The 13,751-nt window shown below is 64.5% G+C and carries 13 protein-coding genes; 10 read left to right on the top strand and 3 right to left on the bottom strand.

Annotated elements, in window-relative coordinates:
- Window positions 1-37 precede the first annotated feature (37 nt).
- The 8 genes from nuoK (at window position 38) to ACE3S9_RS06320 (ending at window position 8,583) form a co-directional block, all read left to right on the top strand.
- Complete coding sequence (gene nuoK / locus ACE3S9_RS06355; protein WP_283365506.1) at window positions 38-346, top strand: NADH-quinone oxidoreductase subunit NuoK; 309 nt, start codon at window positions 38-40, stop codon at window positions 344-346.
- Between the two features lie 6 nt (window positions 347-352).
- Window positions 353-2,380: an NADH-quinone oxidoreductase subunit L gene (gene nuoL, locus ACE3S9_RS06350; protein ID WP_374545602.1), complete on the top strand. Its 2,028-nt coding sequence runs from the start codon at window positions 353-355 to the stop codon at window positions 2,378-2,380.
- On the top strand, window positions 2,380-3,891 hold the full coding sequence (locus ACE3S9_RS06345; RefSeq protein WP_374545601.1) for an NADH-quinone oxidoreductase subunit M: 1,512 nt from the start codon (window positions 2,380-2,382) through the stop codon (window positions 3,889-3,891). Before nuoL ends, ACE3S9_RS06345 begins: the two co-directional genes overlap by 1 nt.
- 10 nt (window positions 3,892-3,901) lie before the next feature.
- Window positions 3,902-5,338: an NADH-quinone oxidoreductase subunit NuoN gene (gene nuoN / locus ACE3S9_RS06340; RefSeq protein ID WP_374545600.1), complete on the top strand. Its 1,437-nt coding sequence runs from the start codon at window positions 3,902-3,904 to the stop codon at window positions 5,336-5,338.
- A 78-nt stretch (window positions 5,339-5,416) separates the two neighbouring features.
- Window positions 5,417-6,199, top strand: a complete 783-nt coding sequence (locus ACE3S9_RS06335; protein WP_374545599.1) for a biotin--[acetyl-CoA-carboxylase] ligase — start codon at window positions 5,417-5,419, stop codon at window positions 6,197-6,199.
- 11 nt (window positions 6,200-6,210) lie between these two features.
- Entirely contained in the window at window positions 6,211-7,878 is a 1,668-nt protein-coding gene (locus ACE3S9_RS06330; protein ID WP_374545598.1) for a ribonuclease J, read from the top strand.
- A gap of 14 nt (window positions 7,879-7,892) precedes the next feature.
- Window positions 7,893-8,297 carry a methylmalonyl-CoA epimerase gene (gene mce, locus ACE3S9_RS06325; RefSeq protein WP_374545597.1) on the top strand — a complete coding sequence of 135 codons (405 nt, stop codon included), beginning with the start codon at window positions 7,893-7,895 and terminating at the stop codon, window positions 8,295-8,297.
- Between the two features lie 31 nt (window positions 8,298-8,328).
- A complete protein-coding gene (locus tag ACE3S9_RS06320) occupies window positions 8,329-8,583 on the top strand; it encodes a DUF1467 family protein (RefSeq protein ID WP_374545596.1) in 255 nt (84 codons plus the stop codon).
- Here the strand turns inward: ACE3S9_RS06320 and ACE3S9_RS06315 are convergent.
- Complete coding sequence (locus tag ACE3S9_RS06315; RefSeq protein ID WP_374545595.1) at window positions 8,561-9,943, bottom strand: TAXI family TRAP transporter solute-binding subunit; 1,383 nt, start codon at window positions 9,941-9,943, stop codon at window positions 8,561-8,563. The two genes, ACE3S9_RS06320 and ACE3S9_RS06315, sit on opposite strands and share 23 nt — an antisense overlap.
- 223 nt (window positions 9,944-10,166) lie before the next feature.
- On the opposite strand from ACE3S9_RS06315, the gene ACE3S9_RS06310 reads away from it, so the two are divergent.
- Window positions 10,167-10,622 (top strand): acyl-CoA thioesterase, encoded by a 456-nt coding sequence (locus tag ACE3S9_RS06310; protein ID WP_374545594.1) that lies wholly within the window; start codon window positions 10,167-10,169, stop codon window positions 10,620-10,622.
- A gap of 38 nt (window positions 10,623-10,660) precedes the next feature.
- Window positions 10,661-11,851, top strand: coding sequence for an acyltransferase family protein (locus ACE3S9_RS06305; protein WP_374545593.1), 1,191 nt, complete (start codon window positions 10,661-10,663; stop codon window positions 11,849-11,851).
- On the opposite strand, the gene ACE3S9_RS06300 is transcribed toward ACE3S9_RS06305, so the two are convergent.
- Window positions 11,745-12,803 carry a COX15/CtaA family protein gene (locus ACE3S9_RS06300; RefSeq protein WP_374545592.1) on the bottom strand — a complete coding sequence of 353 codons (1,059 nt, stop codon included), beginning with the start codon at window positions 12,801-12,803 and terminating at the stop codon, window positions 11,745-11,747. The two genes, ACE3S9_RS06305 and ACE3S9_RS06300, sit on opposite strands and share 107 nt — an antisense overlap.
- Window positions 12,804-12,954: 151 nt before the next feature.
- Window positions 12,955-13,524: a Spy/CpxP family protein refolding chaperone gene (locus ACE3S9_RS06295; protein WP_374545591.1), complete on the bottom strand. Its 570-nt coding sequence runs from the start codon at window positions 13,522-13,524 to the stop codon at window positions 12,955-12,957.
- Window positions 13,525-13,751: the final 227 nt, after the last annotated feature.

The following is a 13,751-nucleotide window of genomic DNA, read 5'->3' as shown; positions in this document are numbered from 1 at the left end:
AAAGTCCCGTCCCGGGCGGGCGTGTGAGGAGCGGCCAATGGTCATCGGTCTCGAACATTACCTGATCGTCGCCGCCGTCCTGTTCACCCTGGGCGTCGCCGGCATCATCCTCAACCGCAAGAACGTCATCGTGATCCTGATGTCGATCGAGTTGATCCTGCTCTCGGTCAATCTGAATCTGGTGGCCTTTTCCGCGCAATTGCACGACCTGACGGGGCAGATCTTCGCCCTGTTCATCCTGACCGTCGCGGCCGCCGAGGCGGCGATCGGCCTGGCGATCCTGGTCACCTATTTCCGCAACCGCGGCACGATCGCGGTCGAAGACATCAATATGATGAAGGGCTGATCGGACATGTATTCGGCAATCGTCTTTCTCCCCCTTCTCGGCTTCCTGATCGCCGGCCTGTTCGGCCGCAAGATCGGCCCGCGCCCCAGTGAGATCGTCACGACCTCGCTGCTGTTCGTGTCCTGCCTTTTGTCCTGGATCACCTTCATCCGAATCGGCTTCAACGGCGCGCCGTTCTCGGCGCCGGTGCTGGCCAATTGGATGACCTCGGGCGCGCTCAAGATCGACTGGGCCCTGCGCGTCGACACGCTGACCGCCGTCATGCTGGTCGTGGTGACGACGGTGTCGTCGCTGGTCCATCTCTATTCGATCGGCTACATGCACGAAGATCCGGCGCGGCCGCGCTTCTTCGCCTATCTGTCGCTGTTCACCTTCGCCATGCTGATGCTGGTGACCGCCGACAATCTGGCGCAGATGTTCTTCGGCTGGGAAGGCGTCGGCCTCGCCTCCTATCTGCTGATCGGCTTCTGGTATGAGAAGCCTTCGGCCAATGCCGCGGCGATCAAGGCCTTCGTCGTCAACCGCGTCGGCGATTTCGGCTTCTCGCTCGGCATTTTCCTGGTCTTCATGCTGACCAATTCGATCGCCTTCGACGCGGTCTTCGCCGCCGCGCCGGGCCTCGCCCATAAGACGATCCATGTCTTCGGCTCGGACTGGGACGCGATGACGATCACCTGCCTGCTGCTCTTCATGGGCGCGATGGGCAAGTCGGCGCAGTTCCTGCTCCACACCTGGCTGCCGGACGCGATGGAAGGCCCGACCCCGGTGTCGGCGCTCATCCATGCCGCGACCATGGTCACCGCCGGCGTGTTCATGGTGGCGCGACTGTCGCCTTTGTTCGAGCAATCGGCCACGGCGCTCACCGTCGTCACCATCGTCGGCGCGACCACGGCCTTCTTCGCGGCGACCATCGGCCTGGTGCAGAACGACATCAAGCGCGTCATCGCCTATTCGACCTGCTCGCAGCTCGGCTATATGTTCGTCGGCCTCGGTATCGGCGGCTATTCGCTCGGCATTTTCCACCTCTTCACCCACGCCTTCTTCAAGGCCCTGCTGTTCCTGGGCGCTGGCTCGGTGATCCACGCCATGCACCATGAGCAGGACATGCGGAAGATGGGCGGCTTGGCCAAGAAGATCCCGATCACCTTCTGGTGCATGACCTTCGGCACGCTGGCCCTGACCGGCTTCCCGCTCACCGCCGGCTATTTCTCCAAGGACGCCATCATCGAGGCGGCCTATGCTTCCGCCCTGCACAGCCAGGCGGGGGCCTATGCCTTCGTGCTGACGCTGTTCGCGGCGGCGCTGACCTCCTTCTACAGCTGGCGCCTGGTGTTCATGACCTTCTTCGGCGAGCCGCGCTGGGCCGAGGCCGGCCATGGCGACGCTCATGCGGATGCTCACGCGGACGCCCATGCCGCGCATGGCGACGACGCTCATGGCCATGACGATCACGGTCATCACGCGCTCGATCCGCACGAATCGCCCAACGTCATGCTGATCCCGCTCTATGTGCTGTCGGCCGGCGCGATTTTCGCGGGCCTCGCCTTCAAGGATTTCTTCATCGGCCACGACGCCGGCGAATTCTGGCGCGGCTCGCTGTTCTTCGGCCCAGACAACCACATCATGCATACGATGCACGAAGTGCCGGAAGGGGTTGGTTTCGCGACCTTCCTGATGATGCTCGGCGGCCTCATCGTCGCGGTCTACATGTATCTTGTCGCGCCTGAAACGCCGGCCCGCCTCGCCGCCCGCTTCAACCCGCTCTACAAATTCCTGCTCAACAAATGGTATTTCGACGAGCTCTATGACTTTCTGTTCGTCCGTCCGGCCTTCTGGATCGGCCGGCTGTTCTGGAAGGGCGGCGACGTCGGCATCATCGACCGTCTGGGTCCGGACGGCGTGGCCGCCCGCGTGCTCGACGGCACGAGCTGGATCGTCAAGCTGCAGACCGGCTACATCTATAATTACGCCTTTGCGATGCTGATCGGCCTTGCGGCGATCATCACCTTCTATCTGGTCGGCGGGGTGCGCTGATGTTCGGATTTGGCATTCTCTCGGGGCTGACCTTCCTTCCGCTGGTCGGCGCCGCGCTCATCCTGCTGGTTCCGGACGATACGGAATCCGGCAAGAACAACATCCGCTGGATCGCCCTGTGGACGACTCTGGTCGTCTTCGCTCTGTCGCTTTACGCCTGGAGCCAGTTCGTTCCGGGCGTGGCGGACTTCCAGTTCATCGAGCAGAAGAGCTGGTTCGGCTCCGGCCTGACCTACAAGATGGGCGTCGACGGCATCTCCTTCCCCTTCGTGGTGCTGACCGCCTTCCTGATGCCGTTCTGCATCGCCGCCTCTTGGCAGTCGATCGAGACCCGGGTGAAGGAATATTTCATCGCCTTCCTGGTGCTCGAAACTATGATGATCGGCGTGTTCGTCGCGCTGGACGTGGTGCTGTTCTACCTGTTCTTCGAGGGCGGCCTCATCCCGATGTTCATCATCATCGGCGTCTGGGGCGGCAAGCGCCGCATCTATGCGAGCTTCAAATTCTTCCTCTATACGCTGGTCGGCTCGCTGCTGATGCTCATCGCCATCCTGGCGATGTATGCGCAGGCGCACACGACCGACATCACCACTTTGCTGCACACGAAGTTCGATCCCACGCTGCAGAAATATCTGTGGCTGGCCTTCTTCGCTTCGCTGGCGGTGAAAATGCCGATGTGGCCGGTCCATACCTGGCTGCCCGACGCCCACGTCGAGGCGCCCACGGCGGGTTCGGTCATTCTGGCCGGCATCCTGCTGAAAATGGGCGGTTACGGCTTCATCCGCTTCTCGCTGCCGATGTTCCCCGACGCGTCGCATTATTTCGCGCCGCTGGTCTACGCCATGTCGGTCATCGCCATTGTCTACACCTCGCTGGTGGCTTTGGTGCAGGAGGACATCAAGAAGCTGATCGCCTATTCGTCGGTGGCGCATATGGGCTTCGTCACCATGGGCCTGTTCGCCATGAACCAGCAGGCGGTGCAGGGCGCGGTGTTCCAGATGGTGTCGCACGGCCTCGTCTCCGGCGCGCTCTTCCTTTGCGTCGGCGTCGTCTATGACCGTCTGCACACCCGCGAGATCGCCGCCTATGGCGGCATTGTCGAGCGCATGCCGCTCTATGCCGTGGCCTTCATGATCTTCACTATGGCCAATGTCGGCCTGCCCGGCACGTCGGGCTTCGTCGGCGAGTTCCTTTCGCTGATCGGAACCTTCCAGGCCAATAGCTGGGTGGCCTTCTTCGCCACCACCGGCGTCATCCTGTCGGCGGCCTATGCGCTGTTCCTTTATCGGCGCGTGGTGTTCGGCAAGCTGGAAAAGCCCAGCCTGATGGGCCTCAAGGATCTGAACCCGCGCGAAATGGCGGTGCTCGCCCCGCTGGTCCTGCTGACCATCTATTACGGCGTCCATCCCGGGCCGATCCTCGACGCCTGCGCCGGTTCGGTCGCCGAACTCATCAAGGGTTACGATTCCGCCTTGGCGCTGACCAAGACCGCCGCCCTCACGCTGCATTGAGAGCCGATCCATGACTTCGCTTAGCCTCGAAATCGCTCACGCGCTGCCGGAAACCATTCTGGCGCTCGGCGCGATCGTCCTCCTGCTGATCGGCGCCATTCGCGGCAAGGACGGCGACGGTCCGATGACGGAGCTGGCCGTGGCCCTGCTCGGCGCGGCTCTGGTCGCGGTCGTCCTGAGCACCCGGAAAGAAGCCGGCGTGGCGTTCGATGACGCCTTCATCGACGATCCCTTCGGCAATTTCATGAAGGCGCTGGCGCTGATCGGCTCGATCGTGACGCTGATCATGTCCGGCGATTTCCTCCGCCGCACCGGCGTCGACAAGTTCGAATTCCCGATCCTGGTCGTGCTCGCCACTTTGGGCATGCTGATGCTGATCTCGGCCAATGGCCTGATCGCGCTTTATCTCGGCCTCGAACTGATGTCGCTGTCGCTCTATGTGGTGGCGGCGATCAGCCGCGACGACGCCCGCGCCTCCGAAGCCGGTCTGAAATATTTCGTGCTCGGCGCGCTGTCCTCCGGCATGCTGCTCTATGGCGCCTCGCTGCTTTACGGCTTCGCCGGCACGGTCTCCTTCCCCGGCATTGCGGCGGCCATCGGCGGCCATCCCAATACCGGCGTGATCTTCGGCCTGGTGTTCCTGTTCGCGGGCCTCGCCTTCAAAATGTCGGTGGTGCCGTTCCACATGTGGACGCCGGACGTCTATGAAGGCGCGCCGACGCCAGTCACCGCCTTCTTCGCCTCGGCCCCGAAAATGGCGGCTGTCGCCGTGACGACGCGCGTCATCATGACCGCCTTTCCCGGCGCGGTCAGCCAATGGCAGCAGATCATCGTCTTCCTGGCGCTGGCCTCGATGGCGCTCGGCTCCTTCGCGGCGATCGGCCAGAGCAATATCAAGCGCCTGATGGCCTATTCGTCGATCGGCCATATGGGCTTCGCCCTGGTCGGCCTCGCGGCCGGCACGGAAGCCGGCGTGCAGGGCGTCGCGATCTATATGGCGATCTATCTCGTCATGACGCTCGGCGCTTTCGCCGCGATCCTGGCGATGCGCGTCAACGGCAAGCCGGTCGAGCAGATCTCCGATCTTGCCGGCCTCTCGCGCACCAATGGCTCGATGGCCTTCTTCCTGTCGATGCTGATGTTCTCGCTGGCCGGCGTGCCGCCGCTGGCGGGCTTCTTCGCCAAGTTCTATGTCTTCATGGCGGCGGTCGACGCCAAACTGTACTGGCTGGCGGTGATCGGCATCCTCACCAGCGCGGTGGCGGCGTTTTATTATCTTCGCATCGTCAAGGTCATCTATTTCGACGAGCCCGCGCCGGCGCTGGACCGTCCGAGCACGACTCAGAGCGCGGTTCTGGCTCTCGCTTCGCTGGCCATGCTGCTGTTCTGGGTCTATCCGGCTCCGCTGGTCGAGGCGGCCACGGCCGCGGCGCATTCGCTGTTCTGATCGCATTGGCATGATTGTGCAAACGAACGGCGCGCCCAACCCTGCCAAGGGATTGCGGCGCGCCGGGGCCGCCCGCTGATGGATTTCTACTGCGCCTTGGGGCCGGGCGCGCTGCGCGCCGGCTATCGTCTCGAAGTCTTCACCTCGCTCGGCTCGACCAATGACGAGGCGATGAGCCGCATCGCAGCCGGCGATCCCGGCCGGCTGTGGATCGTGGCCGCCGAGCAGACCCGGGGCCGGGGGCGGATGGGCCGGGTCTGGGTCTCGCCGCCGGGCAATCTCTACGCCAGCCTGCTGCTGATCGATCCCGCACCGCCGGCCGCTGCGGCGCAACTCGGTTTTGTCGCTGGCGTGGCGTTGATCGACGCGCTCCGCGCCACGGCGGGCGACAGCCGTCGCATCCGCCTGAAATGGCCCAATGACGCCTTGTGCGACGGCGCCAAATTGTCCGGCCTGCTGCTGGAAGGCGCGAGCCTGCGCAACGGCCAGTTCGCCTGCGTGGTCGGTGTCGGCGTCAATTGCCGCAATGCGCCCGGCGACACGCCCTATCCGGCGACCAGCCTGCGCGCCATCGGCGCGGCTTCGACGGATCGCGCCGCTTTATTCGCAGCCCTGTCGGATTCCTTCGCTCATTGGCTGTATGTCTGGGAGCGGGGCGAGCGTTTCGCGGCGATTCGCGCCGCCTGGCTGGAGCGCGCCGGCGGCCTCGACGAGCGTGCGCGGGTGTCGCGCAACGGCCAGACGCTCGAAGGCGTGTTCCGGGGCATTGACGCGCAGGGGCGCATGTTGTTGGAAAGAGCGGGCGGCTTAATCGAAACGATAGAAGCCGGCGACGTGGCGTTCGATCCACGGCGCGCGTGAAAGCGAAGGCAATGGCGGCAGATCAGGAGGAAGTGGTTTTCGCGCCGCTCGGCGGACTTGGCGAAATCGGCATGAACGCCGCGCTTTACGGGTTCGGTCCTGCGAAAAAGCGCAAATGGATCCTGGTCGATTGCGGCGTCGCCTTCGCCGGGGCGGATATGCCGGGCGTCGATCTGATCCTGCCCGATCTGTCCTTCATCGAGAAGAACCGCGCCGACCTGCTCGGCATGATCATCACGCACGCCCATGAGGACCACGTCGGCGCCATTGCGGCGCTGTGGCCGCGACTCGGCTGCCCGGTCTATGCGACGCGTTTCGCGGCGGGGCTGCTGGCGACGCGCCGTCTCGCCGAGCCCGGCGCGCCGGACGTGCCGCTCCATATCGTCACGCAGGGGTCGCGGCTGGCGCTCGGTCCGTTCGAGATCGAATTCGTGCCGATGTCGCATTCGATCCCGGAATCCAATCTGCTCGCGATCCGCACCAAGGCCGGAACCGTGGTTCACACCGGCGACTGGAAGCTCGACCCCAATCCGGGCCTCGGACGCCCGACCGATGTCGCGCGGCTGCAGACGCTCGGCGACGAGGGCGTGCGGGCGCTGATCTGCGATTCGACCAATATTCTGCGCGAGGGCGAAAGCCCGTCGGAGGCCCAGGTCGCGGAGGTTCTGCGCGACAAGATCCTGGCCGCGAAGGGCCGCGTGCTGGTCACGACCTTCGCCTCGAATGTGGCGCGGCTGCGCTCCGTCTGTCTGGCCGCCGAGGCGGCCGGCCGACGCGTCGTGCTCGCCGGCCGCGCCATGGAGCGCGCGCTCGAAGTGGCGCGCGAATGCGGCTATCTCGAAGGCGTGCCGGAACTGCTGTCGTTGGACAGTTTCGCGCGCCTGCCCGCGCAGAAAATCCTGATTCTCGCCACCGGCAGCCAGGGCGAGGCGCGCGCCGCCATGTCGCGCATCGTGCGCGGCGAACATGCGGTCAAGCTCTCGCCCAACGATCTGGTGATTTTCTCGTCGCGCACCATTCCGGGCAATGAGCGCGAGGTCAACGCCATCGTCAACGGCCTCATCCTGCAGGGTGTCGACGTGCTGACCGACCGCGACGCTCTGGTGCATTGCTCCGGCCACCCGCGCCGGGGCGAAGTCGCCAAGCTCTATGAATGGCTGCGCCCGAAGATCGCCGTGCCGGCCCATGGCGAGGCGCTGCATCTTCAGGTCCATGCCGAATTCGCCCGCAGCCATGGCGTCGACCACGTGCTGGTCGCGCATAATGGCGACATGCTCGCACTGGGGCCGGATACGCCCGCCCATATCGCGCAAATTCCGCATGGCAAGCTCTATCGCGATGGCGAGCTGATCCTGAACGAGTCCGAGGAATGTTTCCGCCAGCGCCATCGCCTCGCGGCGGCCGGGATCATTTCCATCGCCTTCGCGCTCACCGCCAAGGGCGACATCGCCGGCACGCCCGACGTGACAATGTTTGGCTTGCCGAAAAAAACGAGCGACAATCGCAGCATGGACGAGATCGTGGACCGCGCTCTGTTCGAGACGCTGGATTCGCTGCCCCGCGCGCGCAAAAGGGATGTGGACGCCGCCTGCACGGCGGTGGAGCGCTCCGTGCGCGCCGCCGTCGCGGCGGTATGGGGCAAGAAGCCCCATGTCCACGTGCTCGCGATCGAAGTTTGACACAGGAGCACAGAATGATCGGCCGTTTGAACCATGTCGCCATTGCGGTGAAGGATATCGCCGCCGCTTCCGAAACCTATCGCAACGTGCTCGGCGCCAAGGTTTCCGCGCCGACCGCGCAGCCGGATCACGGCGTCACGGTGGTGTTCATCGAACTGCCGAACACCAAGATCGAATTGCTGGAGCCGCTGGGCGAGGCCTCGCCGATCGCGAAATTTCTCGAAAAGAACCCCGACGGCGGCATGCACCATGTCTGCTACGAGGTCGAGGACATTCTGGCGGCGCGCGACCGCCTGAAGGAGACGGGCGCACGCGTCATCGGCGACGGCAATCCCAAGATCGGCGCCCATGGCAAGCCGGTGCTGTTCCTGCATCCGAAGGATTTCAACGGCACGCTGGTCGAGATCGAACAGGTCTGACGCGGCCGGAACGGGAGAGGGCGCGCGCGTCATGTCGGGCTTCAATTTCGCGCCTTTTTCGCTGCCCATGGCGATTGCGGTCTTTTTCACGGCCTGGTGGGTCTGCCTGTTCGCGGTGCTGCCCTTCGGCGTGCGCAATCATGACGAAGCGCGCCAGGACCTGCCCGAGGGCGCCGATCCCGGCGCGCCGGTCACGCCGCTGCTGCTGAAAAAGGCCGTGGCGACGACGCTTTTGGCGGCTGGCGTCTATGCCGCCGTGGTGGTCATCGCGAATCTGTCGGGCTGAGCGTCGCCGCCTCGTTTGGCGAGGGCTGGTCCCCGCGCGGGGATGTTTTGGCGCCTTCCGCGTTCAGGGCGGCGTTGCGGCGCTCGAACCGGCGCATGGCGTGCTGCATGGCGAGCTGCGTGCGCCATTGCTCGGCGCCTTTTTCGGCGTCGTTGGGCTTGCCGACGCAATCGGCGACCGCCTGGTGCAATTCGCTTTCCAGCGCTTCGAGCCTTTCGCGGTCGGCGGTGGTCGCTTCATGGGCGATCGTGAGCAGGTGCTCGACGGCTTCGCGGTCCTTCTTCGACGTGCGCGCGTTGAACATGCCGACCAGCAGCGTCAACACCGAGGCGCCGACGCTGAGCGGAATGCCGAACAGATAGAGATAGCGCTCGGCCTGATCGAAAAAGCTCTGGTCGCCATTGTTGAGATAGGCGGCGAAGCCGGGGTGGATCGGCAGCAGCGGGTTCTGGTCGTTGACGTCCGGAACCTCGATTTGCCCGGCCATCGGGGCGACATTCATCAATTGCGCCTTGGTCGTCAGGATCGAGCGGCCGATGGCGTCGGCGACGATGTCGAGCATGGTGATCGGCACGGCGAAGCGGTAATTGACGCCGAGGGTGGTGATGTCGTCGTCGGGAACGGCCGGACGGGAATCGAACGAGCCTTTCGGCGCGTCAAAGGATTCCAGCACCGGGAACCGCTTCACGATCGCCTCGGCGTCGTCGAAATTCAGCACCTTGGGCGCGCCCTTGGTCGCCTTGGCGATTGCGGCGACGGTCTGGACCACTTCGCCCGGTCCTGCGGGACCGACGGCGAAAGCCGCCGCGACCTGCTTGCGCTCGATCGCCGGGCCGATGTCCTCGACCGCCATGAACTCGCGCTTCACCTTGTCCGGCGCGATATTGTAATAGCTGAGCAGCAGGTCAAAGGCGCGGGAATTGTCACTCTGCGCCGGGCCGGTGACAAAGGCGATCGTCTTGCCGACGAGGTCCGGCACGCCGGAAATCGAGGAATGATGCGGTGTGATGATGGCCAGCGCGTCGTGACGCAGGATCACCAGCGTCTCGCCATTGGCCGGCAGCGGCACGTCGCTGCGGATCACCGCGAGATCGGCCTTGCCCTGTTCCAGCGCCTTGGCGCTGTCGAGCAGGCTGGGCGTGGTCACGGTCGCGAATTTTATGCGCGGATGCTGGGCCTCCGTCACCTTGATGAAGGCCGAAATGAAGCGGTACGATTGTGATCCTTCGGGACCGATCGTGATGCGCAGGGTCGCGTGCGGCTTCCAGATATAGGCGACCAGCAGCGCGGCGCCCGCGGCAAGGAACAGGGCGGCGACAAGCACCGCCAGGACGCGCGGCTTGGCGAAAGGTCCGAACATGGCGCTCCTCCTGCGTCCTGTTTTTCCCGGTTTCCCGGTCTTTTCCGGCTGCTCGGCCTTTTGTCCGATGTGGTCACGGCCGACTCGGAGCGCGCCGATATTAGACCGGGCGCGGCGGACGCGGAAAGGGGTTTCGACCGGCGCCCCTCAGCGCCGCGCTTCAATCGCTGGCGAAAGAGCGCTAGCATCGTCGCGCTTGACCAGAGCAGCTGCAAGAGGGTCCATGTCGCAAGCCGTTTCTCCCGTTGGGGCCGCCGCCGAGCCGGTCCTGTCCGATTTTCCGTTTCACGCGCGGGAAAAATTGCGTTATGGCGATACGGACCGTCAGGGCCATGTGAATAACGCAGTTTTTGCAACGTTCCTGGAAACCGGGCGGGTGGAAATGCTGATCAATGGCGGCGCGGACCTGATGGGCCCGGACGGCGCCTTTGTGCTGGCGCGGCTTCTGCTCGATTATCGCCGCGAGGTGAACTGGCCGGGAGAGGTCGAAATCGGCACCCGGGTCCTTTCGATCGGCCGCAGTTCGCTGCGGCTGGCCCAGGCCGTGTTTCAGGACGGCGCCTGCGTCGCCTCGGGCGAATCCGTCGTGGTGCTGACCGATGTGACGACACGCCGTTCGAAGCCCTTTTCCGACGAGGCGCGGGCTTATCTCGAACGGAGCGCCGGCGACGCCGGATGAAGCGAACGAGCGCCGCCGCGCTCTCACAGGCGAGGACGATGACGAGCTTTTCCGACGTCGTAGGAAACAGAAACAACCATTTCAACCTGATCCGCGCATCCGCAGCGCTGGCGGTCATGTTCGTCCACTATTTCTGGCTGACGAAGAGCGAAGTTGCGCTTGATCGTGTCCTGATCCCTCACCATGGGCTGACCTCCGGCTCCATAGCGGTGGACGTTCTCTTCTCGGTCAGCGGTTTCCTGATCACCACCAGCCTTTTCAATCGGCATGGCGTAATCGATTTTCTCGCCGCGCGATGCCTGCGCGTCTTCCCCGGGCTGTGGACGATGCTGATCCTGGTCGTTTTCGGCCTCGGCGCGGTTCTGACGACCTTGCCGCTTTCGGATTATCTGACGGCGCCGCTCACGTGGTTCTATCTCTGGCGCTGGGGCACAATCGTCAACGGCTACGCCTTTTTCCTGCCGGGTCTGTTCGAGCACAATCCTCTCGACGCCCAGGTGAATGGCTCGTTGTGGACCATCACCATCGAATGGCGCCTTTATATGCTCTTCGCCGCGGGCTGGTTCGTCCTCTCGCCGCTTCCGACCTGGCGGCGCCGCGCCTTCCGCGTCGTCATTCCCATTGTCGCTCTTGCGCTGTACGTCCAGAATGCGATCCTGCATACGGGCGATCTCGGCGCGCAGCATTGCTTCTGCTTTTTCGCGGGATCGACGATCTTTCTCCATGGCGACCGGATTCCGGTCGGCCTTCTCCCGCTGGCGCTGACTTTTGTGATTCTTGCGCTGGTCTTGGCGCTCGGCGGTCCTTTCCTCGCCGTCTACCTGGCGCTGGGGTCCTATCTGGTCCTCAATCTCGCCTATGCGCCAGGGGGCTGGCTGCTCGCCTTCAACAGGCTCGGAGATTATTCCTACGGCCTCTACATTTACGCTTATCCCATCACACAGGCGATCATCGCCCTCAAGCCGAGTATCGGCCCCGTCGCGCTGGGCCTCATCGCCACGCCGTTGACCCTCGTTCTAGCTGTCCTGTCGTGGCGTTTCGTCGAAAAGCCGGCGCTGGCGAAAAAGGGCGCTGCAGCGCGCTGGGCCGAGCGCATGATCGACGCCGCTCGCGCGCGGTTGCCTATCCCAGCTTTCGCCGGTGGATCGTCGCCAGCGCCAGCACGATCATGGCAAAGGCCTGATGCGCCAGCGCCGCATGAAGCGGAACAGCCAGGACAAGCGTCGTAATCCCCAATCCGGCCTGTATCGCGATCAGCGCCGCGAGCAGGACGGCCCGGCGCGCGGCGCGCCGCGCCACGGTCTCGCGGCCGATATGCAGGGCGTGGAACAAAGCCAGCGCCAGCAGCAGATAGGCGGTCATGCGGTGCTGGAACTGCACCATGGTCACATTGTCGAGGAAATTGGCGAACCAGGGCGTCAGGCTGAACAGATGGTCGCGCGGCGGGATGAAGCGGCCGTCCATCAGCGGCCAGCTGTTGTAGACGAGGCCCGCGCGCAGGCCCGCGACCAAAGCGCCGAAGCCGATCTGGAGGAAGGTCAGCGCCAGCAGCGCCGTCGCCTGGGGGCGGAAGGTGCGCGCGTCCGTTCCCAGCGGATCGCGGTAATTGGGCGCGAGCCCGACCGCCGTCCATAGCACGGCGGCGAACGTGGCGGAGGCGAGCAGCAGGTGAATCGCCAACCGCTCCTGCGCCACTTCGATGCGATGGACCAGCCCTGAGGACACCATCCACCAGCCGACGAAGCCCTGCAGCGCGCCCAGCGCCAGAATGCCGGCGAGCCGCCAGCGCAGGCCGCCCGTGATCTGGCCGCGCGCCAGGAACCACAGGAACGGCCCGGCGAACAGCAGCCCGATCAGGCGTCCAAGCAGACGATGGCTCCATTCCCAGCCATAGATGACCTTGAACCGGGCGAGGTCCATGTCCGGGAACAATTCGCGATATTGCGGGATCTGCTTGTATTTCTCGAAGGCCTCGGCCCAGTCCGCCGCCGTGAGGGGCGGCAGGGCGCCGGTCACCGGCTTCCATTCGGTGATGGACAGGCCGGATTCGGTCAGCCGCGTGGCGCCGCCGACCACGACCATGGCGAAAATGCCGGCCGCGACCAGCCAGAGCCAGATTCGGACGGCGTGATGAGGGTCGGGCGCCGGCGCGGCGGCGCGTTGGGCAGGTCGTTGGGGCATGGCGTTCCAGAAGGCGTTTGTCGCCTTTTAGCCCGGCGCGGCCTTCCGGCAAAGATGGGTCAGGTGGGGAGAAGGCAAGGAAAAGCCGCGGCGGGGGGCCGCCACGGCCGAAAAAGACGCAATCGCCCGCCGGATCATTCCTCGATCCGGATCATTCCTCAATCGAGGAATCGCCGCCCTCGGCCGGACCATCGGGGCCCGGGCCCATTCCGGGGCCCATTCCCATGCCCATGCCATGATGGCCCCCTTGGCGCATCATGCCGCCGCGGCCGCGAATGGCCTCGAAGGCCGCCTTCTGCTTGTCGTCGAGGCTATTGTAGAAGGCGAGCAGCTTCGGGTTTTCGGCCTTCAGCGTGTCCAGCCGACGCTGCAACATCTGCTCGCGGAAGGCGAGGCGGGCCGGGAAGGTCGAAAGATCGGGTTTCTTGGCGCAGATGTCGGTCCTGAAATCAGCCCGCGACTTGGCGCGCGAATCCTCGAGGTCCTTGAGCAGCGCCTTCTGCGAATCGTTCAATTGCAGGATGGTGGCCAGGCGGGTGGCGCGTCGTTCGGCGAAGGCGGCCATCTTGTCGCCTTTGCCGGCGTCGGCCGAACACATGCGGTCGATGAAGCCCATCGGGTGCGGGCCCTTCTCCATGTCCGGCGCGGCCATCGCCTGCGAAAAAGCCAGTCCGCCGGCCGCGAGGGTCAAGGCCAGAGCGGAGATCTTGAGGATACGCATCGTCTTCTCCCAGAATATCCCGACGACGTCGGCTGCAATGCGCCGCGTCCCGCTCTGTTTGCGCCTTTCGCCATGAACTTGGTATGAACATCCAATACCAAGTTTCGATGATCGCGACTCATCGCGATCATCGAGGCCCCTCGCATCAGCCAGTAGCCCGTCGTCAGACGGGCGTCTCGAAAGACGCCCTACTGGTCGCATTCGCTCCTAATCGGTTTTCGTTAGCG

The sequence above is a fragment of the Rhodoblastus sp. genome, from assembly GCF_041915505.1.
Classification (GTDB): domain Bacteria; phylum Pseudomonadota; class Alphaproteobacteria; order Rhizobiales; family Beijerinckiaceae; genus Rhodoblastus.
This window is presented reverse-complemented; position numbering and strand designations above follow the sequence as displayed.